The organism is Halogranum gelatinilyticum (assembly GCF_900103715.1).
Lineage (GTDB): Archaea > Halobacteriota > Halobacteria > Halobacteriales > Haloferacaceae > Halogranum > Halogranum gelatinilyticum.
The window spans coordinates 209,020-232,884 of sequence record NZ_FNHL01000002.1 but is presented as its reverse complement, the minus strand read 5'-3'; the positions used below and the strand labels follow the sequence as shown (position 1 = coordinate 232,884).

Sequence of the window (23,865 nt, the reverse complement as noted above, 5' to 3'; positions counted from 1 at the left end):
ACGGCGAGGCAGTCGAGCCCGCGAGCAGGAGAGGTGAACAACCATGCCAGTTTACGTCAATTTCGAAGTCCCAGCCGACCTTCAGGAACGCGCCGTCGAGGCGCTCGAGGTCGCCCGAGACACAGGTAGTGTAAAGAAAGGAACCAACGAGACGACGAAAGCCGTCGAGCGCGGCAACGCCGACCTCGTCTTCATCGCCGAGGACGTCTCGCCGGAAGAGATCGTGATGCACCTTCCCGAACTCTGTGAGGAGAAGGGCATCTCGTTCATCTACGTCGAGACCCAGGACGACATCGGTCACGCGTCCGGTCTCGAAGTCGGCAGTGCCGCCGCGGCCATCGTCGACGCTGGCGAAGCCTCGGAGGACGTCGAGGACATCGCCGGTAAGCTCGAGGACCTGCAGTAAGCATCCATGAGCGCAGAAGAGACCGCCAGCGACTCGACGTCCGCCGAGGTCATCGAGGTCGTTGGCAAGACAGGGATGCACGGCGAGGCCATGCAGGTCAAGTGCCGCATCCGCGAGGGCTCGAACCAGGGCCGCATCATCACGCGGAACGTGCTCGGTCCCGTGCGGGAGGGCGACATCCTCCAGCTGCGCGAGACCCAGCGCGACGCCGACTCCATCGGAGGGCAGTAAACCATGCCACAGAACCGTGACTGCGACTACTGCGGCGCGGACATCGAGCCCGGCACGGGCACGATGTTCGTCCGTACCGACGGGACAGTCATCCACTTCTGCTCCTCGAAGTGTGAGAAGAACGCCGACCTCGGTCGCGAAGCGCGCGACCTCGAATGGACCGAGGAAGGGAGCCGTCAATGAGCCACCACGACGAGCGCACGTTCGTGATGGTCAAGCCCGACGGCGTCCAGCGCGGCCTCATCGGCGAGATCGTCTCTCGCTTCGAGGACCGCGGTCTCAAGATGGTCGGCGGCAAGTTCATGCAGATCGACGAGGAGCTCGCCCACGAGCACTACGGCGAGCACGAGGGCAAGCCGTTCTTCGACGGTCTCGTCGACTTCATCACGTCCGGTCCGGTCTTCGCGATGGTCTGGGAGGGAGCTGACGCGACCCGTCAGGTCCGCCAGATGATGGGCGAGACGGACCCCGCCGAATCCGCACCCGGTACCATCCGCGGTGACTTCGGTCTCGACCTCGGTCAGAACGTCATCCACGGTTCGGATCACGCTGACGAGGGCGCAAACGAGCGCGAGATCGAGCTGTTCTTCGACGACGAGGAACTCGTCGACTGGGACCAGACGAACGCCGTCTGGGTCTACGAAGACGAAGACCACTAACCCGACCCGGCCCGAACTTCTCCGTTTTCTTCACCGTCGCCAGCGACGGCTCCACCGAGCGAAGCCTTATTCGCTCCCAACGCGTTCAAATTCCTATATGTCCCCCACGCCAGGCAATCGACTGAGAGGCATCGTCCGGTCAGTAACGCATCGCGGTGGCCAAGTCCACGTCGTCCTCGACGGACCCGACGGAGAGCCGTACACGACGGTGTTGATGGCACAGACCGCGGCCCGCCTCGACCTCCGTCCGGGCGACGAAATCGAGGCGACGGTCCACGTCGCGGAGGTCGTCGTCAACGGGCGACGGGCGCAGTCGGTCGTACGGACGCCCGTCACCGTCGCCGACAGCGGTACTCCCGACCGCACAGTGGCATAGGCCAGCTCACGACCGTCTGTCACCGCTCCGATTTTTCTCGCCACAGAGATATTTATACCATGGCAGACGATACCACACTATATGTCAGTCGAACAGTGGCGGACACGGCCCCTCGCAGACGTAGTGCGTGACCTCGCGACGGCCGTCGCCGACGGGCAGGCAGAACTGGACCGCGCAGTCGCCGACGCCGCGCGTGAAGCAGCACAGAACGGGACGCCGCCGCCGACGTCGTACCGCTTCGCCGAGGTCGACCTCGACGTGCAACTCGAACTGTCGCTCGCGGCCCGCCCCGAGGAGCGCGACGGGAAGCGGAAGGGCTTCCGGCCGTTCGTCGCCGCCGCGCCCGTCGACGCGAAGGACCGCCAGCGGGAGGCGGTCGACACCGAGTTGACGAGTTCGGTCCGCGCGCGGCTCGTCCCGGTCCCCGCCGACCGACCGGAGACACGGGAGCCATGAGTGGTGGCGGCGGCTTCGACCCGAACCGCTTCGATCCCGCGAAATACGAGGCAGTCGACTTCACCGTCGACCTGAATCTCGCCGACGAGGTGGAGGTCGACCTCTCGAAACTCTCCTCGACGGAGGTGACCGAACTGGAGTCCGCACTCGTCGCCCGCGAGCAACGCATCGCCACGCTCCAACACCGCGTCGTCACCGCCGAGACGAACCGCTCGGAGTTGCAGGCGACGGTGTCGACGCTGGAGTCGCGCAACGCCGAGTTGGTCGACCAGCTCGCCGACGCGCGTAAGAGCCGCGTCGACCTCGAAGCGCGGGACCTGCTCGGAAACTTCGGGAAGGCACTGGACGACGTGGAGGCGGACCTCGGCTCGGCGGGCTACGGCGTCGCCGACGTCCAGGTCGACCTGAAGGCCGGCGTGGTCAACACCGACAACGGCGTGCGGTTTCACCTCCCGGGCGTCTCCGAGACGGTCCGCGCGGAGTCGCTGTCGACCATCCGCTTCGGCGTCAAACCCCAGACGGCCGCACCCGAACTCGACTACCAGCGCGTCCCCTCGGTCGTCGGCCGCGAGGTGGCCGAGGCGACGGCACTCCTCCGACAGGCCGGATTCGCGGTCGACGCCACGGCCGACGCGGGCGTCGTCGTCGACCAGTTCCCGTCGAGTCGAGCGGTGGCCGAACCCGGCGAAGTCGTCGAGTTGACCGTCGAAGTCCCCGCCGAAGAGGAGTCGACGGACGAGTCGGCGGAGGAGAGGCACAGCCACCGCGGCGACGACGGCGACAGAGTGGAGACGGACGACGGCCACGGCGAGACTGTCGACGAGGCGGCCGCCGCCCGGCCGGTGGAGGACGTCCTCGACATCGGGCCGACCTTCGGCGGTCGGCTCCGCGAAGGGGGTATCGAGACGGTCGGCGACGTCGCCTCCGCCGACGTCGAGCGACTCGCGACGTTGACCGGTGCGTCCGAAGAGCGCGCCGGCCACTGGCTCGACCACGCCGCGCAGTTGCTCGCGGGCGACCCCGGCGGAGGCGACAAGCAGTGACCACCGCCGAGAGTCAGTGCAGAGTGACCACTGCCGAGCGGCGACAGGCGGTGGTGAGACGTGGCGGGTGACGAGAGTCTCGGCGACGTCGGCGACCGCTTCGGTGCCACGGTCGACGTCGCACGACCGCCGCCGGACGACGCCGGATTCTTCCTCGTCAAACGCCATCCCGAGGCCGACCACGAGGCGTTTCGGACGTGGCTTCTCTCGGCGGTGGGCGGCGTCGACAGGCTTCTGCTCGGCCATCCCGACGGGCTGTTCGTCGTCCACACGACGTTCGGCCGCGCCGAGACGCTGCGCGGCGAGCCGTACGTCAGCCACGTCGGCGGTGTCAACGTCGACATCGAGCGGCTCCGACAGGCACTCACGCCGCCCGAGTGAGTCAGCAACTTCCACCCCGTTTATCCGTGAAACAGACTGTATTTATGTCCTGATTCGTGGAGTATTCGTTTGGTGCGCTATGTCAACAAGTAACAATCAGTCGGTCGGACAACAACTGCTCGACGTGCCGTTGCCGCGGATGGTCGAGGAGTTGGCGATGGGTATCGCGAAGGCACAGAACGCGCTCGACGAGAACTCCGTCGAGACGGCCGTCGAGTTGGCCGAGGAGACCATCGACGTCTATCCCGCCATCACACGCGTCATCACCGACGACGGCGTCGAGTTCAACCAACCCGACCCCATCGAGATGTCGCTGCTCCACGTGGGGCTGACGCCGACGTTCTACCAGTTCAGCGAGGCCACCATCGAGGTCTCGATGGACATCAAGACGAAACTGGAGACGGAGACCTCCTTCGGCGTCGAGACCGAGCACTCGGTCAACTGGGGTGTCTACTCCGGCAGCGTGCAGGCGGACTTCGAACACAATCGGAAGTTCGGCAAGACCGTCGAAGGCACCAGCAAGATGAAGACGACGCTCGTGCCGGTCACGCCGCCGGAGCTGATGGTGCCGGAGATCGAGACCGTCGACAACCGGACGCCGCCGCAGAACGGCGGTGGTGGCGGCGGTGGCGGTGGGTCGAGCTAGATGCCGTTCAGCCCACGGGACCTGCAGAAACGCGGCCTCGTGACGTCCACCTCGCGGCGCGACCAGCGCGACGCTCCCTTCGGGGACCTGCTGTACCTCGTCGCCGAGAGCGTCGCCGAGGCGCAGGCGAAACTCGACCGCAACACCGCCGAGGTGTTGCAGACGCTCGCCGAGGCGGACGTCGAGGTTCCGACACGGGTCGCTCGGGAAGTCGGCGAGGACGGCACCGTGACGACGACCACGACGAGCGAGCCGCGGTCGCTGCTCGAACTGGGCTTCACGCCGACGAGCTACCAGTTCAGCGAAGCCACCATCGGCCTCGAACTGGATCTGACGGTGACGGAGGAGACAGAGACAGAACGGGAGGAGGAGGGACGGGCCTACGGTCTCCGGGCAGGGACCTACGAACTCACCGAGGAGCGTCGGTACGGCCGGGAGTTGCAGGCGACGGCGTCGGTCGAGGCCCGGCTCGAACCCGTCCCGACGCCGCTGGAGCTTGGGCCGAGCGAGTCGGTCGGTCCCGCCGAGGCGGACGACGGGACGGGTGACGACGCAGACGCCGAGTGATCGACCCGCACACGACGGGAAGACACTTACCGTGGGGTGACGCCGCCGTCGTATGGACGACTATCTCTCTGCGAACTGCGCCCACTGGGACGAGTTGGCCGAACTCCACCCGGAGACGGACTTCTACGACGTCGAGTCCTTCCTCGCGGGCGAGACGACGCTGATGGACCTCGAACGTGAGGAACTGGCCGACGTCGTCGGGGGCGGGACAGACCTGCTCCATCTCCAGTGTCACTTCGGGCTCGACACGCTCTCGTGGGCGCGCGAGGGCGCGACCGTGACCGGCGTCGACTTCTCCCCGGTCGCCATCGAAACCGCCCGTGAGTTGCGCGACGAGGCGGGTATCGACGAGGAACGTGCTCGGTTCGTCGAGAGCGACGTGTACGACATATCCGACGTACTCGACGAGACGTTCGACCTCGTCTTTACCTCCTACGGCGTGCTCGTCTGGCTCCCCGACCTCGGTCGCTGGGCCGAGGTCGTGTCGCGCTTCTTGAAGCTCGGCGGGACGTTCTACCTCGCAGAGATTCATCCGACCTTCGCCATGAGCGAGACCGTCGGCGACGACGACTGGATTCAGCTCCCCTACGCGTACTCGAACGACGAGGCGATGAGCTTCGAGACCGACGAGGGGAGCTACGCCGACGAGGACGCGGAGCTCTCGAAAACCACGATCTACGAGTGGAACCACGGCGTCGGCGACATCGTGACCGCGCTCGTCGATGCCGGGCTCGACATCGAGTTCGTCCACGAGTTTCCGAAGTCGAGCTACAAGCGACTCGACGGGATGGTCGAGGGCGACGACGGCTGGTGGCGACTACCCGACGGCCCGGAGATTCCGATGACGTTGTCGGTGCGGGCGACAAAGGCCGAGTGAGAAGTCAGTACGCGAAGAGCTTCCAGACCCACTCGCTCGGACGGCGCGGGTTCAGCTCCGTGGGGCGTTGGATATCGACGTCGTCGCCCGTCTGGACGGTGTACTCCCGCCGGAGGTCGAGCGGTTCTCCCCGTCGAGTCATATCGATCCGAGCCGCGCCATCCGTGACGACGCCACGGTCGGTGTCGACGCGCATTCTGACCCACGCGGTCTCGTAGCTGGCGTTCTCCGGCCGGTAGTCGAAGAGTGCGTCGTAGACGTCGGTGCCGTCGGTCAGTTCGACCGTCACCGTGTCTTCGGTGCGGTCGACGACGCTCCACCGGCCGGCGTCTGCGCGGGGCAGTCCGAACTGGCCGGTCGGCTCGACCTGGCTGCGGGCCAGCCAGTATCCCGGAACCGCCGCTGCGGTGCTGCCGTCGACCGTCCGTCGGCTCAGTTCGAACGGCGGGTTGGTCCCGAACACGCGGTAGGTGACCCCCGCATCGCTGTAGCCGGTGTACCAGCCCGACGCGTTGCTCCCGGTCAGATACTCGCGGTCCTCGCGTTCGAGTGCCCGCCGGAAGACGCGCGTCTCGCCGCGAACCCCTTCGACGTACCGTACGTCGTAGCTCGTGCGGGCGGTGTTGTCGACGGCCGCCGCGTACGGGTCAGCCGACTCTACGGAGGCCGACGCGAGGTCCGGGGTGGGTCGGTACTCCGTCACCCGGACCGCACCCGCACCGGCGAAGGCCGCGCTGACGACGAAGACCGCGAGAACGACGCGCCGGGCGGGAACCGTCGCCCGCTCCGGAGCGGCGTTCGCCAGTGCCGCGTGGACGGGGTAGAGGAACCCGAGCGTGAGCAGTCCCGTGAGAAAGACGAGTCCGCCGAGGACGACGACGAACGCGAGGTCGACCCGTGCCTGCGTCGCGAAGACGAACCCGGTCAGAGCGGCACCGAGCACGATAACGAGAGCGACCAGATGCAGTCCCAAGACGGTCGCCGTCCACCGGGGGCTCGCGACTGCGGAGCCGACCGCCGTCTCGAACGCGACCGAAACGGAGTCTCCGTCGGCCACGCGGGCGACGACCGTCGCCAACGGTCCCCACGCGAGGACTGTCCCGAGGAGCACGCCAGGCAGCGGTGCGGCGTAGACGAACGGCCACGGGAGCGGCCTGCCGTCGACAGCGTAGAAGGCGAACCGGGTGGGAGTGTCGACGAGCAGAAAGAGGGCCACACCGACTGCCAGCGCGACGACGTGGCAGACGACAGCCGCGCTGGCAAGTCGACGGCCGCGCTCGCGCAGTCGCGCCGGGAGCTGCCAGTCGGGCGTCGACGACGGGCCAGCCGCGAGTCCGCGGACGGTCGGCAGCGCGGCACCGAGAACCGCGACGGCGACGACGGGCGGGAAGACGACCGACGCGAGCGGATGGACGAAGCCGAGCGCGACGCGGAGTGCCGTCTCGACGAAGACGACGGCGACGACGAGGGCGAGCACCCGTGGCCGGTTCAGCGCGACGTGGAGGCCGGAGCGGAGCGGGGAGGACACTGCCGAGAAGTCGACGTGTCGGGAAGGAAACCGTTTCGGTCGTTCGGGGTCCTGCTGTGGGTCGGTACTCAGACCTCTTCGAGCAGACTCCGTCCACCGCCGGGTTTCGACTCCCACTCCCACTCGTCTGCGATGCGGACGCGGCCGTCCGGCAGTTGCTCGACCGTTCCGACCGAGTGGCCGGTCGCCGTCTCGCCCTCGTGGTCGACCTGCACGTAGCGCACGTCCCACTCGCCGTCGACGAGCGTTCCGAGAAGATAGCCCTGGGCGATGTCACCACCGCTGTACTCCGCGGAGAGCCGCGTCCCGTCCTGCGTGAACGTCATCCGCGTGTCGCTGCCGACGTCGCCGCCCTCGTTCTCGACGGCGACGACGGTGCGGCCGTCGAGTGAAACTTCGTCCGTCATGGTCGAGAGACGCCGGTGGAGGAGAAAGCCGTAGGGAATCGTGCAGGTGGTGGTGTCGGATGGCCGCGTCGGGGCCGAGTCGGGGCCGAGTCAGAGCGACCACACTGTTTTTGCCGCACCCCCTCGGTGGGACGGTATGCGCACGAACACGCTGTTCGCCGCCTGTTTCGTCCTCGTCGGCGTCGGCACCGCCCTCTCGGCTGCGACGTTGGCACTGGCCGGCGAGCCGACGAGGGTTGTCGCGGTACTCGCTCTCCCGACGTGTCTCGCACCGGTCGCCGCGTGGGCCACCTTCCACCAAGACGAGCCACAGACGAGACTCGTGCGAACGGTCTACCGCGTCGCCGGGGTGGTCCTCGTCTGTGTCGCGCTCGGGGCGGTGCTGTTCGGTCTCTGGACCCTCCGTGCCGCACTGTGAGCGGGCGTTTCGGGGTGTGAATTCGAGGTGTGAAAGTGGAGACTGGAGAGAGGGATGAACGGATGGATGGAGAGTGAAGATGCGAGAGGGTGGGGATGCGAGAGAATGGAGAACGGGAGAAAGCAAGAAAGCAGAACCGCAGACGTTCGTGGCGGACCGCTCAGTCGGCCTTCGGAGCTGCGACGTCGAGGTCGATCTCGCCGGCGTCGAGTTCCTGTTCGACCTCGCGGGCGGCTTTGACCATGTTCTCCATCTTGCCGTAGGCGATGTCGCGCGGCAGGAGCTTCAGGCCGCAGTCGGGCGAGATGGTGAGCTTCTCCGGCGGGACGACCTTGAGGCCCTGCAGGATGTTCTCCTTGATCTCCTCGACGGGTTCGACTTCGGCGGTGTGGGCGTCGACGACGCCGAGTGCGAGGTCCGGTTCGAACTCCGGCTCGGTGAAGACGTCGATCTGCTCGTAGTCGCCGTTGCAGAGTTCGACGTCGAACTCGTCGATGGGGTAGTCGTTGAGTTCGGGGTAGATGCGCGAATAGTCGCCGTAACAGACGTGGAGACCGATGCGGATGTCCTCGGGGATGTCGGCGACGATGCGCTCGAGACATTCACCGACGATAGCGTGGTCGTCCGGCGTCGTCGCGAGCGCGGGTTCGTCGATCTGGATGTAGCGCGCGCCAGCTTCGACGAGCTTCTCGATCTCCTCGTTGACGAGGTCCGCGAGGTCGTAGGCGAGTTCTTCCTCGGTCTCGTAGGCCTCGTTGAACGACCAGTTCGCGAGGGTGTACGGGCCGGTGATGGGCACCTTGACGGGCTTCTCGGCCACGTTCGTGGTGAATTCGAACTCGTCGACGAGCCACGGTTCGTCGTATTCGACCTCGTCGGCTACCGAGGGCTTGTTGAAGTAGTTGTGTCCCCAGACCTTGACAGGACCATTAAATTCGTAGCCGTCGATGCGGTGGGCGAAGAACTCGACCATCTCGTTGCGGCGCATCTCGCCGTCGACGACGGTGTCGAGACCGGCGCGCTCGTGTTCGTGGGTGATGACCTCACAGGCGTCGTCGTAGGCCTCTTCGAGGTGGTCGGCGGTGAACTTCGACTCCTCGTCCTCGGAGAGCTCCTTCGCGCGGTTCAGCCACTTCGGCTTGGGGTAGCTGCCGACGATGGTCGTCAGCAGGAAGTGGTCGTTGTCGTGGTCCTCGGGGCGGAACTGTTCGCGGTTTGCGGCGGGATTACGGCTCATGCTTTCACCTCGTTGAGGCTCGCGGCCTCGGCCAGAACGGCCAGTTTCTGCTGTGCTTTGTTCACCGGGAGGTAGAAGAGTTCGGTGTTGGACGTGACGTAGACCGTCTCGAAGTCCTGCGAAGCGATCTGTTCCTGGACCCAGTCGACGCGCTCGCGGACCGTCTCCGGCTCCTCGACGAGCGTGTTCTGCCCGTCGACGAGACCGAGCGCGATGTCGGCCTTCGTGCCGTACTCGTTGATGTTGTAGAGGGTCTGCTGGCGGTCGCCAGCGACGAAGTCGAAGCCGATGGCGTCGACGTCGGCGTCCATCAGATGCGCGTAGGTCTTCTCGTCGAGTGCACCCCAGTAGGTGTTGACGACGACGTCGGCGTCGGTTGCGGCGGCGACGCGGTCGACGACCTCGCTTGCGAGTTCGTCGGTGTCGTCACCGGGCGCGTTCGTCACGAGCGAGGGTTCGTTGAGGAACAGCGTCTCGTGCTCCGGGAACGCCTCGACCTCGCCGGCGAGGAAGTCGCCGACTGCGTCGAGGAACTCCGCCTCGCCGCCGTAGTGCTCGTCGGTCGCGAGGTCCGCAAGCGAGTACGGGCCGGGGAGGACGGCCTGCAGGGGAGCCTCGTCGTCGACGACGTCGTGTGCCGCTTCCAGTTCGGCGGCGACGTCGCCGGAGAACGTGAGGTCGCCGACGACCTGCGGGTCGCGGTAGAAGTTGTTGTTGTCGTAGTAGCGGACGATACCGCCCGTCTCGACGTTGTCGTGGACGGTCAGCGGATGTGCGAGATTGTCGTCCCAGCGGAGCTGCCCTTCGCCGACGCGGTCGAGACCGGCGTCGAGTTGGTCTTCGATGACTTCCGCGCGCGCCTCGCCGTAGGCGGCGACGATGTCGTCGCCCTCGTCGCCGGAGATCAGATCGCCCTTCTGGTGGCCTTTCAGGTCGGACAGCCGGTCTTTCGCCCAGTCGGGGAGGGGAAAGAGCCCGGGTGTCGTCGCTACGAGTTTACTCATCACTATCGGCTATGAAATGCCGACGCTTAATATTTGCTAATGAAGAAAATGACTGTCAGTTATTCAGAGAGCGCGAGCACGGTGAGCGTCTCGAAGGGATACGACTCCTGGACGGCCGTCTCGACGGTGAATCCCTGGCTTTCGGCGCGCTTGACGACCGCGTCGAAGCCGGTGAGGCTGCTGACGAGCAGCAGGACGACGCCGTCGGGAGCAAGCACCCGCCCCACGTCGTCGAGGAAGGGGTCGATGAGTTCTCTCCCTGATTTGCCGCCCGAGAGGGCGTGTTCCATCCAGTCGTCCCACTCGTTGTCCGGGTCGGTGGGGAGGTAGGGCGGGTTGAACAGCACGGCGTCCAGCGAGCCGTCGCGGAACGGCGTGAGGAGGTTCGCCCGGGCGGCCTCGACGCCGCGCTCACGCGCCTGCCGACAGGCGTGCGGGTTGATGTCGGTGCCGACGACGCGGGCGTCAGTCTTCTCCTGCACCTGTTGGGAGACCCATCCCGAGCCGGTGCCGACTTCCAGCACCGTCCCCGAGACGGGATACTCGACGGCCGCCTGCGCGAGCAACCCCGAGTCCTCCGCGGGCTGGTAGACGTGGACGTTCATGCCGCGTCGGTCGGCGAGACCGTCCGCGCTGGACTGCTCTTCGTCCGTCATTCGTCGCCTCCGCCGTCGGTCGTCGCCTCATGGCGTTCCCCACCGCCGGCCAGCGGGACGTCGCCCTCCGCGTCGCGCGAGGAGAGTTCGCGCTGCGGGAAGGGGATCTTGATGCCCTCCTCCTCGAAGGCGTATTTCACCGCGGAGATGACGGCCGTCCGCGCGCGCCACTTCCGGCGGGCACTCGGGTTGTCGATCCAGACGCGGACGCCCAGAATCACCGACGAGTCGGCGAACCGCTTGAGCACGACCCGCGGGGACGGAACCCCCATCAGCTCGTCGAGTTCCTCGACGGCTTCGAGGGCGACCTCCGCGGCGCGTTCGGGGTCGGTCGCGTAGTCGACGCCGATCTCCACTTCGAGGCGGAGCCGCCCTTTCCGCGTGCGGTTGACGAGCGTCCCGCCGCTGATCTGGTCGTTCGGGAGGATGACGTACTCGCCGTCGAACGTCTGGATACGCGTGTCGACGATGGTGATGTCGGTGACGGTCCCCTCGTGGTCGTCGACGGCGATCCAGTCGCCGATCTCGAAGGGCCGCGAGAGCATCAGGACGAAGCCCGCGAGCACCGACCCGAGCGTCTGGCGGGCGGCCATACCCACGATGATACCGAGGAATCCGGCCCCGACGAGGAGGCTGCCGATGTCCTGCGTGAACAGGCTGAGGACGACGAGCACCACCGTCGCGTACATCCCGATCTGGGTGAGCCGGTAGATGATCTCCTGTTGGTGGCGGCTGATGGCGTCGCCCGACCCCGATGCGACCTGGATGACCCGGCCGACGAAGTTCGACAGGGTGTAGGTGATACCGATGAGGACCGCCGAGATGAGGACGCGACCGGCGAGCCGTTGGCTCCTGAGACTACCGAACGAGTCGCGGAGCTGTGTGCCGAGTTCCCAGACGTCGATGAGCAGCAGCACGCCGACCGCCGTGAAGAGAGCGATGCCGCCAGCGATGGCGACACGCTTGACCGAGTCGAACGAGTGCGATTGGACCCACTTGTCCTCGTAGTAGCGGACGATCAGGACGACTGCCACGATGATGATCGTCAACAGGACCTGCAGCCCGAAGGCGAGACCGTCGGGAAAGAGCCCCTGTCCGACGGCACTGAGCAACGACCCGAGCGGGTCCGACGCGGCCGTCGAGTTACCCGTCGGTGTCGTCGTCGGTGCCGACGTCTGCAACACCAGTTGTGGAATCATCGTCCGATCAGTCGTCGTCCGCGCCGTCGCCCGCGCGGTGCTCCACGTCGGCGGCGATGGCGGCCAGTTCGGCGAACTGTGCGGGCGCGAGCTTTCCGGCGCGCTTGCGGAGCAGATCCTCGTCGTGGGCGTCGACCGCCTCGACGACGGCCGCGGCGTCGCTGATGCCCGTGATGTGGGTCGTGTTGCGGATGCCGTTTCTGAGAGTCTTGCGCCGCTGGGTGAACATCCCCTTCACGAAGTCGAGGAAGAACTCGGGGTCGTCGACCTCGTAGTCCGGCGCGCGCGGGGTCGTCCGGACGACCGCGCTGTCGACTGCGGGCGGCGGCGAGAAGGCCGTCGGCGGCACGGGTTCGACGACTTCCACGTCGGCGTAGTGTTGCGCGCTCACGGAGAGTCGGCCGTACTCGTCGGTCGCCGGGGCGGCGGCCATCCGCTCGGCGAACTCCTTTTGGAACATCAAGACGAGCGGCTTGCCCTCCGGCAGGAGCCGGAAGGTGATCTCACTGGAGATGCCGTACGGGAGGTTGGCGACGCAGGCGGTGAAGTCGGGGAGGTCGACCTCCAGCGCGTCGCCTTCGAGGACGCTCAGGGTTCCGGCCTCGATGTCGTCTGCGAACTCGCGGCGGAGGAACTCGACGAGCCGGACGTCGCGTTCGACGACGGTCACGTGGTCACCGACGGCGAGCAGCCGGTCGGTCAGCGCGCCCGTCCCCGCACCCACTTCGAGGAGATGGGAGGTGTCGGCATCGTCGGGGAGATACGTCGGGACGCGGTCGAGGACGCGGTCGTCGACGAGGAAGTGCTGGTCTTGGTCGGGATCACCGCGGAGACCCGCACGCCGGATGAGCGCGTCGGGTTCTCTGAGGCGTCGCCCGCCGTAGAGGTCGGCAGCGGTGCCGTCCTGCTCAGTCATTGTCACCGCTTCGCCGTCGACGGGCCTAAAAGTCTCGTTTGTCTCGCGGCCGTTCCGGGAAGGTCTCCTCGCTGCTCGGGCGACTACTGACCGCGGTCGCGCCGGACGAAGGTCTTGTACTTCAGGTCCTCGTCACGAAGCTCTTCGAGGACGCGCTCGACGAGTACCTCCTTGGGACGGTGCAGCCCGGAGACGCGCTCTTCGAGTTCTTCGAAACTCTCGAAGGGCTTGCGCTTGCGCTCGTCGAGGATGTTGTTGCGGAGCTTCTTCCCGATGCCCGGCAGCAGGTTCAGCTGGTGCAGGCGGAGCGTGATGGGCTGGGCGTCGTTGTAGAAGTCGACGAACCGCCGTTCGTTGGCCTCGACGATGTCGGCGACGACGTACTCCAGCTCGGAGTGCGCGCCGTTCGAGACGTCGTCGTAGTCGACGGTGCGCACGCGCGCGACGCGGTCACGGTCCGTCTCCGGGGTGACGACGACCCGGTCGCCGATGCCCACGTCGGCGTCCTCTGCGAGCGTCAGCTCGAAGAGCGTGAAGTCAGCCTCGCCGAGGGCGTACGCAACGGGCTGCTTCTTGTACTGCGGGCGGTTGTCGTCGGCGCGTCCGTGCGGGAGATAGTCGAGGACGACCGCGTGACCGACGTCGGCACTCGCGTCGGCGTCACCGCTCGCGTCGGCGTCACCGCTCTCGGAACTAGTCATAAAAGACGGATACGTCCACTGTCTATTTAAACAGTTGGACGGATTACGCGTACTTCGCGACGACGTTGAGAATCTCGTCGAGTTCGTCGCCGTCCAGCGCGTAGCGCTGTTTGGCGAAGACGGTGCGGAGCTCGTCACGGTCCGCGGGGAGCAGGTCGGCGATCTTGTAGGCGGTCGCTTCGTCGACCTTTTCCAACTCCTCAAGCTCGGCGACGAGTTCGCGCGACTGCTCCGGCGAGAGGACGGTAAACCGGTTGACGTGCTCGATCGCACGCGCCAGCTCGTAGCGCAGCTCACGGTCCGGGTCAGCGGCTCGCTCTGCTTCGACCTCTTGGAGCAGCTCTTTCACCTCCGAGACGGTGAGATACTCCTCGTCGAGCTTCTCTTTGAAGATGGTCATCTACTTCTGGGCGCGCAGGTGGGCGGGGCGGACGATGATCGTCTTGCGCTTGCCGCCGTCGTTGATTTCGACTTTGAACGCGCGACCCTGCTTTCCGAGCACTTCACCGGTGTGCCCGTTGAAGCGCGGGTGGAAGCGACCCTTGCGGACGCTCGGATCGAGCTTGAGGTGGACCTTCTGACCGACGTCGTACTCCTGAATCGCGCGCTGCGGCGGAGACGTGCCACGCTCGCGGGGTTTGTTCGACAGCTTTCCTCGCGTACCGTTCATGGGACCGTTCGAACTCGGCATAGTCGTGAGTTCGATTACTGCAGGTTCGATTATAAAAGGTGCGTTCTCCGTCGCGGACGGGTGTCTGTGACACACCCGGCGCGGCCGCTCGCGTGCCACCACAGCCGAACTGGCTCTCCCGACCCGCAATATTCGCCGATAGCCACGCTTTAGCCGGGCCGTTGCGACTCCACGCGTATGACCGACGACTTCCAACGCTCCCAGCGGATCGAGACGCGCGCCATCCACGCCGGGCAGGAACCCGACGAGGAGACGGGCGCGCTCATGACGCCCATCTACGCCAACTCGACGTACAAACAGGACGGTCCCGGCGACCACCGGGGCTACGAATACTCCCGGACGGGGAACCCGACGCGCACGGACCTCGAATCCAACCTCGCCTCGCTGGAGGGTGGCGACTACGGCCGCTGTTTCTCCTCGGGGATGGGCGCGATCAACACCGTGCTCAACCTGCTGGAAGCGGGCGACCACGTCGTCGCGGGCGACGACGTCTACGGCGGCACCCACCGCATCTTCACGCAGGTCTACGAGCAGTACGACCTGGAGTTCGACTTCGTCGACACCACCGACCACGCGGCCGTCGCCGACGCAATGGGCGAGAACACCGAACTCGTCTGGGTCGAGACGCCGACGAATCCGCTGATGAACGTCAACGACATCGGCGCGCTCGCCGACATCGCCCACGAGTACGACGCGCTCTGTGCCGTCGACAACACCTTCGCGACGCCGTATCTCCAGCGGCCGCTCGAACACGGCGCGGACATCGTCTCCCACTCGCTGACCAAGTATCTCGGCGGCCACTCGGACGTCGTCGGCGGCGCGCTCGTCGTCGACGACGAGGAGCTGGACGAGGAGATCGGCTTCTACCAGAACTCCGTCGGCGCGACGCCTGGACCGTTCGACTGTTTCCTCGTCCTCCGCGGGACGAAGACCCTGCCCGTACGGATGGACCGCCACTGCGACAACGCCCGCGCGCTCGCCGCGTGGCTCGACGACCACGAGGCCGTCGACGAAGTGTTCTATCCCGGGCTGGAGAGTCACCCGCAGCACGAGTTGGCAACGGAGCAGATGGACGACTTCGGCGGGATGCTCTCCTTCGAGTTCGACGGAACGCTGGAGGAGGCCAGCACCGTCATCGAGGAGACGGAGGTCTTCACGCTCGCGGAGTCCCTCGGTGGCGTCGAGAGCCTCATCGAACAGCCAGCGGCGATGACTCACGCCGCCATCCCCCGCGAGGAACGGCTCGCGGCAGGCCTGACGGACGGTCTCATCCGTGTCAGCGTCGGCATCGAGCACATCGACGACATGACGGCGGATCTCCAGCAGGCGTTCGACGCGGCGTTGGAGTAACTCGGCCTGTCGGACGCTCGAAAGCTTATTCACCTGACCGACTGACTCAATAGTCGATGAAGCCCCTCCACATCGCGGCTATCGGCGCGATACTGCTCGTCGCTCCGATCGTCATCAGTCTCGTCGAGATGCTGTGGCTCCCGCTCGGCGTGATGCTGCTCGTCGTCGGTGTCGTGCTCCATCTCGTGCAGAAGCACCATCAGGGTCGGATGGGCCGCCTGAGACCGTAGGTAGCGGAGAAAATCTCTCGGCGACGCGGTGCCGTCGCTGTCGAGTACAAGAACGCTGGACGCGAGGCGAACGAAGTGAGCCTCGCGAGCGGGTTTTTTGGCCGAGCTTTTTTAGCGGGGTCGAGCACGCCGGAGGCGTGCGAGGCCCCGCGCTGAAAAAAGGTCGAAGGTCGTTGTTTAAATCCGACCGACCTGGTCGACACCGACGGACTCGACGCCCTCGACGTCAGCGAACGCTTCCTCGACTGCTTCCGTGCCGCCGGAGCCGTCCGGGACGAGCACGGTCGGGAAGAGCGCGATGAGACCGAACGCGACATCCTCGCGGTCGACGCGGTTGATGGTCGCACCCTCCGGGAGGGCTTCCTCGAGACGCTCCTGGAGCTCGTCGAGGTCGATTTCAGGGCTCTGCGGCATGACCTTCATGCGTGCAGCAACCTTCCCCATCGTTAGGGCCCCATGAACCCGCAGTCCGGGCACTCGTAGAGGTTGCTCTGCTTACGGCACTTCGCGCATCGGAAGATGACCTGCCCACAGTCCGGGCACTTGAAACGGGCAGCGCTCATCCCGGCGATGTTGATGCCACAGGAGACACACTGACGCTCCTGCTGCTGCGATTGGCTCATACACAGACAAACCGGGCGACGACTTTTAATGATTGTCTTTCCTCGCGCCGGGGGTCAGAGACCGAGTGCCAAGGGTCCGACTAACACGCCCATCAGATGCACGCGGCGCGTGCCGAGCCGCGGCGGTACGAGCCCGACCGCCGTCGCGACGGCGAAGGTCAGCACGCCGGTGAGTCCGGCGAACAACCCCGAGAGGACGACGAGCAGCGCGAGGACCGCGAGCGAGAGGACCCGGTAGTCCGTCCGGCCGACGACCCGCAGATACCAGTCGCCGACGACGAGCACGAGCGCGAAGCCCGCCACCGCAGCGACGACCACCACAGGTAGGAAGGACGCAAGCGACGGCGAGGAGACGGCTCCGTCGAGCGCGACCATCACGCCCGTCCGGGGCGTCCCGAGGGCAACGAGTGCGAAGAGCGCGAAGACCGAATTAGCTGTGTTCGCCCCGCTCGTCGCCACCAGAAAGCCGCGTGCTCCGTCGTCGTTCGGCGTCAGCGGCAGTGCGAGCACCGAGGCGATGGCCGCGGAGATGCCGGGCAGGTAGCCGACCACGGCACCGGCCGCCGACCCTGCGAACGCAGTCGTCCCGAGTGTCCGTGGGGCCATGGTCAGTGTGGCGTCGGCCTGCGGGGGAACGCCCGCCCCGTCCAGCGCGTCGATGAGGACGGGCGCGCCGAACAGCCCGGCGAACAGCGGCGCGAGCATCCCACCGGCGTCGAGCGGGGCGGCTGGCGAGAGGTCGAGAGTGTACGCACCGAGTGCCGCGCTGGCGACGAAGCAGACCGCGCCACCGAGTGCAGCCCGAGCGGTCGGTTCGGTGACGAGCAGGAAGGCGACGACACCCGCCAAGACGAGTGGGAGATTCGCACGGACGGTCGGATAGATCGCCGTCATCAGTTCGGTCACGGGAACCGCGAGTGGGAGCGCGAGCAGAACGGCGAGGGCACTGCCGAGTGCGGAGAGTCTGAGTGCCTCACGGCCGCGGCCAGCGACGACGAGACGGTGGCCCGGCAAGGCCGTGGCCGCCATCGCCGCGTCAGGTACCCCGAGGGCGAGCGCGGGCACCACGTCGAGGAAGGTGTGGACGACGCCGGCAGCGAGCATGGCCGCGCCGACGAGTCGTGGCGGGCCGGGGACCGCGGTGGCGACGGACGCGAGCAAGAGCGCGAAGTTGTTGGCGTGGAGTCCCGGTACGAGCCCGCTCAGGGTGCCGAGCGCGACGCCGCCGACCGTGAACGCGAGGACGGCGACGCTCGTCGTGGGGTCGAAGGCGACGGCGACGCCGAGAGAGTCCATCGCGACGAGGTGGTCCCGTCATCGGTGATAAACCGTCGGCTCGGAGTGGTGGGTGAGTCGGCTGTCGGGCGTCAGGAGACAAGGACGACGGTGACGACCGATGACAGCGACGACGAGCGACAGCGACGATGACGGTGGCGGCGACGATGGTGACGGCAACAGAGCTACCGCTCTCTGTGTAGCGTCGAAAGAAAAATCGGGATTTCGTGAAGTCGAGACGTGAGGGGCGTGCAGTCCGGGTTTAACCGAAGAGCTCGCCGAGACCCTCGCCGGAGTCGTCGTCCTCGTCGTCGTCGTCTTCTTCTTCTTCAGCGGCCTCTTCTTCCTCGTCCGTGGTGTCGAGTTCCTCGGAGTCGGAGTCAGACGAGCCACCAGCGGGGGCTGCTGCCGGTGCGGCAGCGGCCGTCTCGATGGCTTCCTCGATGTCGACGTCCTCCAGCGCGGCGACGAGCGCCTTGACGCGGGATTCTTCGACGTCGACGCCTGCTGCGTCGAGGACCGCCGTGATGTTGTCTTCGTTGATCTCTTCGCCCGTCTCGTTCAGGATGAGAGCTGCGTAAACGTATTCCATTGTCCTAAGTTCTCCTTGTAGTTAGCCGAACATCATGCCGAGACCGTCGCCGTCGTCTTCGTCGTCTTCGTCGTCGTCGGCGGCTTCCTCGGTGTCGGCTTCTGCTTCTTCGTCAGCCTGTACATCTTCCTCCTCCTCGTCGGACGCTGCGGGTGCGGCTGCGGCGGCACCGCGCAGTTCCTCCGGGAGTGCCTCTTCGTCGTCGATCTGTGCGGCGAGCGCGCGAAGCTGCGCGTCGGCACGGGCGACGAGTTCCGGCATAAGTTCCTCGTTCTCGATGGCGGCGTGGAGGCCGAGTGCTTTCGCCTGGCCTGCTGCCTTGCCGAGGAGCGTCGGCGCGGTCTGGGTCGTCGGGTAGACGGCGTTGACCGAGAGATTGGTCGCTGCCGAGACCGCCGACTGGATGTCCGCGCGGTACTCGTCGACGTCGATTGCGAGCTCTTCGGGTGCGAAGAGGACGCCTTCGGAGTACACGCTCTTGAGGTCGAGCCCGACTTCTTTGGGCTCGATGCCGAGTTCGCTGAGGACGTTCGCGAGGTCTTCGCTGACGACCTCGCCCTCAGAGAGCACCGTCGAGTCCTCGGTGACCTTGATGGACCCGTCCATGATGCGGGCGCTGGCTCCGATCTGCTGGAGCTCACCCACGAACGGACCCGGATCGACACCGGTGTCACCCTCGGGGATGACGATGTCGTTCGGGGCCACCTCGCCCGCGTTGATCGGGGCGGGGGTCTTGGACTCTTCGAGCTGCTTGTACAGCCCGAACGGGTTGTCGTTGGTACCGATGAGGGCGACCTGGCCGGCGATGAACTCGTTGAGTTCCTCGTAGCCGGAGTCGACCTCGTCCAGCGCGCGGGTCACGAGCGTGTTCCGGCTCATGCGGACCTCGGCCTTACCGTGCAGGCCGCGGCGCATGTTCTGGAGCTGCTTGCTCGGGATTCCGGCGACGCCGACGATACCGACAGAGGAGTAGCCCTGGATGAAGTCGACGAGCGCGTCGACTTCGTCCTGCTTCCACTGCGGAATCGTCTCGGTACGGCGGACGGATTCGCTTTCGCTCATGCGTTGACCTCCACGGCGGGACCCATCGTCGTCTTCACGTAGATGGAGTCGATGTTGAGGGGACCCTTCTCGAGGTTCGCCTCGAGACGCCGGATGATGACGTCGATGTTGTCCGAGATCTCGTCGGCGGACATGTCGTCCGCACCGACGCGCGTGTGGAACGTGCGGCGGTCGCGAGAGCGAAGCTGGACGGTGTTCTTCATGCGGTTCACGGTCTCGACCACGTCGTCCTCGGGCTGGAGCGGCGTCGGCATCTTGCCGCGCGGACCCAGCACCGTACCGAGGTAGCGACCGATGTTCTGCATCATGCTGGCCTCTGCGACGAAGAAGTCGGTTTCGTCTGCGAGGTCCTTTGCAGCATCGGAGTCGTCGCCGAGTTCTTCCAGCTCGTCGGGGCTGAGAACTTTGTCAGCGACGTCTTCTGCTCGGAGCGCGGTTTCGCCTGTGGCGAACACCACAATCTGGGTGTCCTGGCCGGTACCGGCCGGGAGAACCACGCCCTCGTCGATACGCTTCGACGGGTCGTTGAGGTCGAGGTCGCGCAGGTTGATCGCGAGGTCGACCGTTTCGCGGAAGTTCCGCTCAGGGGCCTCGTCGAGTGCGCGAGAGACTGCTTGTACTAGTGTATCGTCTGCCATTATTCACCTCCGTAGTACGCAGGATTGCTCCTACGGGTCAGTGAAACAGGCGAGGCCTGTCTCACTTCGAGGGACGGTTATGCCGGACTTAAAAGCGTCGAAGCGAGTGTCGGGGTGTGGCGCGTTGACGCGGTGTTCTCGGCCGTCTCAGCGTTCGTTTCTCCGAGCCGTGCGGCGAGGATATCCGAGGCGAGCCGTCCTACGCGAACTCCTCGGCGAGGTAGACGCCGACGAGACCCCCGAGCGCGCCGAGACCGACGGTGTAGAGTACCGCTAACACGACGGCGACGAGCACGAACAGGAACAGCCCACCCGCAGCCGTCGGGTCGGGAACGAACGCGAACAGGAAGCCCGCAGCGAGGACGACGAGCACGAGCGGGACCGCCGCGATGGCACCCGACAGCGCGCCGACGCGGACGCCGTCGGTACGTTCGAGATAGCCAGCCGTCGCGCCCCCGATGATGGGCGAAAACGGGAGGAAGGCGGTGACGATGGTGACGACGCCGCCGATGGCGGCGTTGAGCAGGGAACTGCGTTCGGACATGGGCCGGGATTCACGGCCGACCGTGAAAAGTCGGGTGGCTCCCCATCGACACAAACCCTATGCTGTCGGGGTGTCCACGTTCGGAAAATGCCCACCAGACGGTCGTTCCTCCGAACCGGCTCCGTCGCCGGCGTTGCTACTCTCTCCGGTCTCGCCGGCTGTGTCGGCCGACTCGCCGACTCCCCGCTCGGCCGCTTCGCGCTCGACGGCACCACCACCGGTCCCGGCGCGGCCGACCGCGCCCCCGCCGACGCCGAGGCGTTCACCACCTTCCGTGGCGACCTCCGACGGCAGGGCTACCAGCCCGAGACAACGGTTCCGAGCACAGTGGAGGTCGCGTGGGAACTCGACGCGGTCAACACGGGCGAGCACACCGCCGCGAAGGCCAGTGCCGTCCGCGACCCAGCGGGTAACTACGTCATCCCCGGCGACGACGGCGCGGTCCGCTCCGTCGCGCTCGACGGCTCCGTCGACTGGCTCGCCGAGACCAGCCCCAGCCGACGTGGCATCCACGGTACGCCCACTATCGCCAACGGACTGGTCTACGTCGGCGCGTACGACGGCGCGCTCTACGCCTTCGACGTGGAGTCCGGCGAACAGCTCTGGCGCACCCAGCTCGGCGACGCTATCGGCTCCAGCCCCGGCTACCACGACGGGCTGGTCTACATCGCCGTCGAGCACAGCGCGCCCGACGGCTCGCTCGCCGCGTGCGACGCGCTCACGGGCGAGGTGGTCTGGACCGACGGCCGGCCCACGGACCACCCCCACTCGACCATCGCCATCGACCGCGAACTCGGAAAACTGACGGTCGGCTCCAACGACGGGACGCTCTACGGCTGGTCCTACCCCGACCGCGAGCCGCTGTGGACGTTCGACACCGGCCGCCCCATCAAGGGCCCCATCGCGACGTACGACGGCGCGGCCTTCTTCGGGTCGTGGGACGAGTCGGTCTACCGCGTCGACCTCGAAACAGGAAAAGAGGACTGGGCGGTCGCGACCGACGACCTCGTCATGGGCGGAGCGTCGGTCGACACCGATTCGGAAACCGTCTACATCGGCGGCCACGACGGCTTCCTCCGGGCATTCGATGCCGCGAGCGGCGAGGAGGAGTGGCACTTTCGGACCGGCGGCTACATCGTCGGCTGTCCGACCGTGACGCGCGACCACGTCCTCGTCGGGTCGTACGACACCAACCTCTACGCACTGGACAAAGCCGACGGTGCGGCGGTGTGGTCCGTCGACGTCGCGGGGTGGGTCAGCTGCGACCCGCTCGTCGACGACGGCGTCGTCTTCACGAGTCGGGCGACCGACGAGACGCCGGGGAAGGCGGTTCGGTTGGTTGGCACCGGAGAGTGAACGGTCAGTCGTCAGCGAGCGGCGGACGGAGCCGTCGCTCGCCGGTCGGAAACGTAAGACGAAGAGAGGTCGCCTGGTCGCTTATGCGAGGAGAACGTCGTCGTACTCGCCCTCGTCGACGCGCTTCTTGAACTCGCGGGCGTCGTTGCCTTCGATGGTGACACCGAGGGAGGCACACGTCCCGGCGACTTCCTTCGCGGCGTTCTTCACGTCGTAGGCGAGGAGGTCCGAGATCTTCTGCTCGGCGACCTTCTTCACCTGTTCGATGCTCATGTCAGCGACGAAGTTCTTCTGCGGCTCGCCGCTGCCACTCTCGAATCCGACCTCGTCCTTGATGAGCGCGGCCGTCGGCGGGACACCGACTTCGATGGTGAACGAGCCGTCGTCCTCGTACTCGACGGTGATTGGGACTTCCATACCGTCGAACGCGGCGGTCTGCTCGTTGATCTCGCTGACGACGTCCTGCACGTTCACGGGCGTCGGTCCGAGTTCCGGACCGAGGGGCGGGCCAGGATTGGCCTTCCCGCCAGGAACGAGTGCTTCGATAGTTCCAGCCATGTCCGAATAGTCCCTGCGACGACTTTTAACGGTTTTCTTTCGGTCCAGTAGCCATGTGAGCCAGTTACAGGCTCACGCGCCAGCGAGCGGCACTCCCGGGTTTCCGGAGGCTTCGGCTGCTCCGGAGGCTCTGGACGCTCCGGCCACTCAGATATCGACCGCGAACGAGTCGACCGCGCCAGCCTCGCGCGCCATCGCCCCGAGCAGGTCGGCGACGCCGACGAGGTCCGCGGTGTCGATGACCTCGACCGGCGTGTGCATGTAGCGGTTGGGCAGGCCGATGTTCAGCGCGGGAATCCCGCTGCGGCTCGTGAAGAAGGCGTCGGCGTCGGTGCCCGTCCGGACGCCCGCCGCCTGCAGCTGGACGTCCATCTCCGCCCCCGCCGCGGCCGACCGCGCGAGGTCGACGAGCTTCGGATGGTTCGCGCTGCCGCGGCCGACGACCGGCCCCTTGCCCAACTCGACCGGTCCCTGCCGCTTCTTGTCGACGTCCGGGTTGTCCGTCGCGTGCGTGACGTCGATAGCGACGGCTGCGTCAGGGTTCAGGTCGAATCCGACCATCTTCGCGCCCTGCACGCCGTTCTCCTCTTGGACCGTCGAGACGGCGTAGACCGTCGCGTCCACGTCGGCTTCGACCGCCCGGCGCAGCCCTTCGGCGGCCGCCCACGTCCCGATACGGTTGTCCATCCCGCGGGCTGCGAGCCGGTCGCCTGCGAGGTCCTGCACCTGCGTGTTGACGGTGACGGGGTCGCCGACTTCGACCAACTCGCCCGCTTCCTCGGCAGTCTCCGCACCGATGTCGACGAACTGCTCCTCGAGGTCGTCGTACTCCTCGTTGCCCACGTCGCGGAGGTGGATGGCTGTCTGGCCGACGACGCCAGCGACGGCCGCGTCGTCGGCACTCGCATCGTGCGCGTCGGTGTGGACCGTCACGTGCTGGCCCTTCGAGACCGTGCGGTCCGCGCCGCCGATGGGACCGATACGGACGAAGCCGTCCTCGGTGACGTCGCGCACGATGTAGCCGATCTCGTCGGCGTGGCCGGTGAAGGCGATCTCCGGGCCGTCGCCGGAGCCCTCGTGGACCGCGACCGCGTTACCGTAGGCGTCGGTCGTGACCTCGTCGGCGAACTCGGTGACGTAGTCGACCCAGACGCGCTGACCGGCCGTCTCGAAGCCGGAGGGGCTGGGCGTCGTCAGGAGCGATTCGAGGAACTCGCGTCGTGTATCGTCCATAGAGA

The 23,865-nt window shown here is 66.5% G+C and carries 34 protein-coding genes; 15 read left to right on the top strand and 19 right to left on the bottom strand.

Annotation, left to right across the window (positions count from 1 at the left end):
• The first annotated feature begins 43 nt into the window (after window positions 1-43).
• The 11 genes from rpl7ae (at window position 44) to BLR57_RS07640 (ending at window position 5,642) form a co-directional block, all read left to right on the top strand.
• Window positions 44-406 carry a 50S ribosomal protein L7Ae gene (gene rpl7ae, locus BLR57_RS07690; RefSeq protein ID WP_089696204.1) on the top strand — a complete coding sequence of 121 codons (363 nt, stop codon included), beginning with the start codon at window positions 44-46 and terminating at the stop codon, window positions 404-406.
• A 6-nt stretch (window positions 407-412) separates the two neighbouring features.
• Window positions 413-637, top strand: a complete 225-nt coding sequence (locus BLR57_RS07685) for a 30S ribosomal protein S28e (RefSeq protein WP_009374932.1) — start codon at window positions 413-415, stop codon at window positions 635-637.
• Window positions 638-640: 3 nt separating this feature from the next.
• Complete coding sequence (locus BLR57_RS07680; RefSeq protein WP_089696201.1) at window positions 641-820, top strand: 50S ribosomal protein L24e; 180 nt, start codon at window positions 641-643, stop codon at window positions 818-820.
• On the top strand, window positions 817-1,296 hold the full coding sequence (gene ndk / locus BLR57_RS07675; RefSeq protein ID WP_089696198.1) for a nucleoside-diphosphate kinase: 480 nt from the start codon (window positions 817-819) through the stop codon (window positions 1,294-1,296). The genes BLR57_RS07680 and ndk overlap by 4 nt, the downstream gene beginning before the upstream one ends.
• A gap of 97 nt (window positions 1,297-1,393) precedes the next feature.
• Window positions 1,394-1,672 carry a TOBE domain-containing protein gene (locus BLR57_RS07670; protein WP_089696195.1) on the top strand — a complete coding sequence of 93 codons (279 nt, stop codon included), beginning with the start codon at window positions 1,394-1,396 and terminating at the stop codon, window positions 1,670-1,672.
• Between the two features lie 81 nt (window positions 1,673-1,753).
• On the top strand, window positions 1,754-2,128 hold the full coding sequence (locus tag BLR57_RS07665) for a hypothetical protein (RefSeq protein ID WP_089696192.1): 375 nt from the start codon (window positions 1,754-1,756) through the stop codon (window positions 2,126-2,128).
• Complete coding sequence (locus BLR57_RS07660; RefSeq protein ID WP_089696189.1) at window positions 2,125-3,171, top strand: helix-hairpin-helix domain-containing protein; 1,047 nt, start codon at window positions 2,125-2,127, stop codon at window positions 3,169-3,171. The genes BLR57_RS07665 and BLR57_RS07660 overlap by 4 nt, the downstream gene beginning before the upstream one ends.
• Before the next feature lie 60 nt (window positions 3,172-3,231).
• Entirely contained in the window at window positions 3,232-3,552 is a 321-nt protein-coding gene (locus tag BLR57_RS07655) for a hypothetical protein (RefSeq protein ID WP_089696185.1), read from the top strand.
• Window positions 3,553-3,631: 79 nt separating this feature from the next.
• Window positions 3,632-4,198 (top strand): hypothetical protein, encoded by a 567-nt coding sequence (locus BLR57_RS07650; RefSeq protein ID WP_211603183.1) that lies wholly within the window; start codon window positions 3,632-3,634, stop codon window positions 4,196-4,198.
• Window positions 4,199-4,765, top strand: coding sequence for a hypothetical protein (locus BLR57_RS07645; RefSeq protein WP_089696180.1), 567 nt, complete (start codon window positions 4,199-4,201; stop codon window positions 4,763-4,765). It abuts the gene before it with no gap.
• Window positions 4,766-4,817: 52 nt separating this feature from the next.
• Complete coding sequence (locus tag BLR57_RS07640) at window positions 4,818-5,642, top strand: class I SAM-dependent methyltransferase (protein WP_089696174.1); 825 nt, start codon at window positions 4,818-4,820, stop codon at window positions 5,640-5,642.
• Between the two features lie 4 nt (window positions 5,643-5,646).
• On the opposite strand, the gene BLR57_RS07635 is transcribed toward BLR57_RS07640, so the two are convergent.
• Together BLR57_RS07635 and BLR57_RS07630 are read right to left on the bottom strand one after the other, a co-directional pair.
• Complete coding sequence (locus tag BLR57_RS07635) at window positions 5,647-7,170, bottom strand: inner capsid protein VP7 (RefSeq protein ID WP_089696171.1); 1,524 nt, start codon at window positions 7,168-7,170, stop codon at window positions 5,647-5,649.
• A 68-nt stretch (window positions 7,171-7,238) separates the two neighbouring features.
• Window positions 7,239-7,577: an avidin-fold protein gene (locus BLR57_RS07630; protein WP_089696165.1), complete on the bottom strand. Its 339-nt coding sequence runs from the start codon at window positions 7,575-7,577 to the stop codon at window positions 7,239-7,241.
• 136 nt (window positions 7,578-7,713) lie between these two features.
• Here BLR57_RS07630 and BLR57_RS07625 point away from each other — a divergent pair, with 136 nt between their 5' ends.
• Window positions 7,714-7,995: a hypothetical protein gene (locus tag BLR57_RS07625; RefSeq protein ID WP_089696162.1), complete on the top strand. Its 282-nt coding sequence runs from the start codon at window positions 7,714-7,716 to the stop codon at window positions 7,993-7,995.
• 160 nt (window positions 7,996-8,155) lie between these two features.
• On the opposite strand, the gene BLR57_RS07620 is transcribed toward BLR57_RS07625, so the two are convergent.
• The 8 genes from BLR57_RS07620 to BLR57_RS07585 form a co-directional block, all read right to left on the bottom strand.
• Window positions 8,156-9,232 carry a methionine synthase gene (locus BLR57_RS07620; RefSeq protein WP_089696159.1) on the bottom strand — a complete coding sequence of 359 codons (1,077 nt, stop codon included), beginning with the start codon at window positions 9,230-9,232 and terminating at the stop codon, window positions 8,156-8,158.
• On the bottom strand, window positions 9,229-10,236 hold the full coding sequence (locus BLR57_RS07615; protein ID WP_089696156.1) for a 5-methyltetrahydropteroyltriglutamate--homocysteine methyltransferase: 1,008 nt from the start codon (window positions 10,234-10,236) through the stop codon (window positions 9,229-9,231). The genes BLR57_RS07620 and BLR57_RS07615 overlap by 4 nt, the downstream gene beginning before the upstream one ends.
• 59 nt (window positions 10,237-10,295) lie before the next feature.
• Window positions 10,296-10,892, bottom strand: a complete 597-nt coding sequence (locus BLR57_RS07610) for a HemK2/MTQ2 family protein methyltransferase (protein ID WP_089696153.1) — start codon at window positions 10,890-10,892, stop codon at window positions 10,296-10,298.
• Window positions 10,889-12,091: a mechanosensitive ion channel family protein gene (locus tag BLR57_RS07605; protein WP_089696150.1), complete on the bottom strand. Its 1,203-nt coding sequence runs from the start codon at window positions 12,089-12,091 to the stop codon at window positions 10,889-10,891. Before BLR57_RS07605 ends, BLR57_RS07610 begins: the two co-directional genes overlap by 4 nt.
• Window positions 12,092-12,098: 7 nt before the next feature.
• Window positions 12,099-13,007 (bottom strand): 16S ribosomal RNA methyltransferase A, encoded by a 909-nt coding sequence (locus BLR57_RS07600; protein WP_089696147.1) that lies wholly within the window; start codon window positions 13,005-13,007, stop codon window positions 12,099-12,101.
• Window positions 13,008-13,090: 83 nt separating this feature from the next.
• Entirely contained in the window at window positions 13,091-13,708 is a 618-nt protein-coding gene (locus BLR57_RS07595; RefSeq protein ID WP_089696144.1) for a DUF655 domain-containing protein, read from the bottom strand.
• A gap of 43 nt (window positions 13,709-13,751) precedes the next feature.
• On the bottom strand, window positions 13,752-14,108 hold the full coding sequence (locus BLR57_RS07590) for an RNA polymerase Rpb4 family protein (protein WP_089696141.1): 357 nt from the start codon (window positions 14,106-14,108) through the stop codon (window positions 13,752-13,754).
• Window positions 14,109-14,399 carry a 50S ribosomal protein L21e gene (locus BLR57_RS07585; protein WP_089696137.1) on the bottom strand — a complete coding sequence of 97 codons (291 nt, stop codon included), beginning with the start codon at window positions 14,397-14,399 and terminating at the stop codon, window positions 14,109-14,111.
• A gap of 177 nt (window positions 14,400-14,576) precedes the next feature.
• Between BLR57_RS07585 and BLR57_RS07580 the strand changes: the two genes are divergently transcribed.
• Both BLR57_RS07580 and BLR57_RS19320 read left to right on the top strand, forming a co-directional pair.
• Window positions 14,577-15,749 carry a cystathionine gamma-synthase gene (locus tag BLR57_RS07580; protein WP_089696132.1) on the top strand — a complete coding sequence of 391 codons (1,173 nt, stop codon included), beginning with the start codon at window positions 14,577-14,579 and terminating at the stop codon, window positions 15,747-15,749.
• A gap of 56 nt (window positions 15,750-15,805) precedes the next feature.
• Complete coding sequence (locus BLR57_RS19320) at window positions 15,806-15,979, top strand: hypothetical protein (RefSeq protein WP_170830587.1); 174 nt, start codon at window positions 15,806-15,808, stop codon at window positions 15,977-15,979.
• A gap of 177 nt (window positions 15,980-16,156) precedes the next feature.
• Here the strand turns inward: BLR57_RS19320 and BLR57_RS07575 are convergent, their stop codons facing one another.
• From BLR57_RS07575 to BLR57_RS07545, 7 genes are all read right to left on the bottom strand, one after another.
• On the bottom strand, window positions 16,157-16,423 hold the full coding sequence (locus tag BLR57_RS07575; protein WP_089696128.1) for an elongation factor 1-beta: 267 nt from the start codon (window positions 16,421-16,423) through the stop codon (window positions 16,157-16,159).
• Window positions 16,424-16,425: 2 nt separating this feature from the next.
• Window positions 16,426-16,602, bottom strand: a complete 177-nt coding sequence (locus tag BLR57_RS07570) for an HVO_2753 family zinc finger protein (RefSeq protein ID WP_009367546.1) — start codon at window positions 16,600-16,602, stop codon at window positions 16,426-16,428.
• A 54-nt stretch (window positions 16,603-16,656) separates the two neighbouring features.
• Window positions 16,657-17,898, bottom strand: a complete 1,242-nt coding sequence (locus BLR57_RS07565) for a tripartite tricarboxylate transporter permease (protein ID WP_089696125.1) — start codon at window positions 17,896-17,898, stop codon at window positions 16,657-16,659.
• Window positions 17,899-18,139: 241 nt separating this feature from the next.
• Complete coding sequence (gene rpl12p, locus BLR57_RS07560) at window positions 18,140-18,469, bottom strand: 50S ribosomal protein P1 (protein ID WP_089696120.1); 330 nt, start codon at window positions 18,467-18,469, stop codon at window positions 18,140-18,142.
• 21 nt (window positions 18,470-18,490) lie between these two features.
• Window positions 18,491-19,531, bottom strand: coding sequence for a 50S ribosomal protein L10 (locus BLR57_RS07555; RefSeq protein WP_089696115.1), 1,041 nt, complete (start codon window positions 19,529-19,531; stop codon window positions 18,491-18,493).
• Window positions 19,528-20,169 carry a 50S ribosomal protein L1 gene (locus tag BLR57_RS07550; protein ID WP_089696112.1) on the bottom strand — a complete coding sequence of 214 codons (642 nt, stop codon included), beginning with the start codon at window positions 20,167-20,169 and terminating at the stop codon, window positions 19,528-19,530. Before BLR57_RS07550 ends, BLR57_RS07555 begins: the two co-directional genes overlap by 4 nt.
• Window positions 20,170-20,368: 199 nt before the next feature.
• Entirely contained in the window at window positions 20,369-20,713 is a 345-nt protein-coding gene (locus BLR57_RS07545; RefSeq protein ID WP_089696109.1) for a DUF5518 domain-containing protein, read from the bottom strand.
• Window positions 20,714-20,800: 87 nt separating this feature from the next.
• Here BLR57_RS07545 and BLR57_RS07540 point away from each other — a divergent pair, with 87 nt between their 5' ends.
• A complete protein-coding gene (locus BLR57_RS07540; protein ID WP_089696106.1) occupies window positions 20,801-22,069 on the top strand; it encodes an outer membrane protein assembly factor BamB family protein in 1,269 nt (422 codons plus the stop codon).
• Between the two features lie 81 nt (window positions 22,070-22,150).
• Here BLR57_RS07540 and BLR57_RS07535 read toward each other — a convergent pair whose 3' ends face one another.
• Window positions 22,151-22,627, bottom strand: a complete 477-nt coding sequence (locus BLR57_RS07535) for a 50S ribosomal protein L11 (RefSeq protein ID WP_089696103.1) — start codon at window positions 22,625-22,627, stop codon at window positions 22,151-22,153.
• Window positions 22,628-22,774: 147 nt separating this feature from the next.
• On the bottom strand, window positions 22,775-23,860 hold the full coding sequence (locus tag BLR57_RS07530) for a zinc-binding metallopeptidase family protein (protein ID WP_089696100.1): 1,086 nt from the start codon (window positions 23,858-23,860) through the stop codon (window positions 22,775-22,777).
• Between the last annotated feature and the right edge of the window lie 5 nt (window positions 23,861-23,865).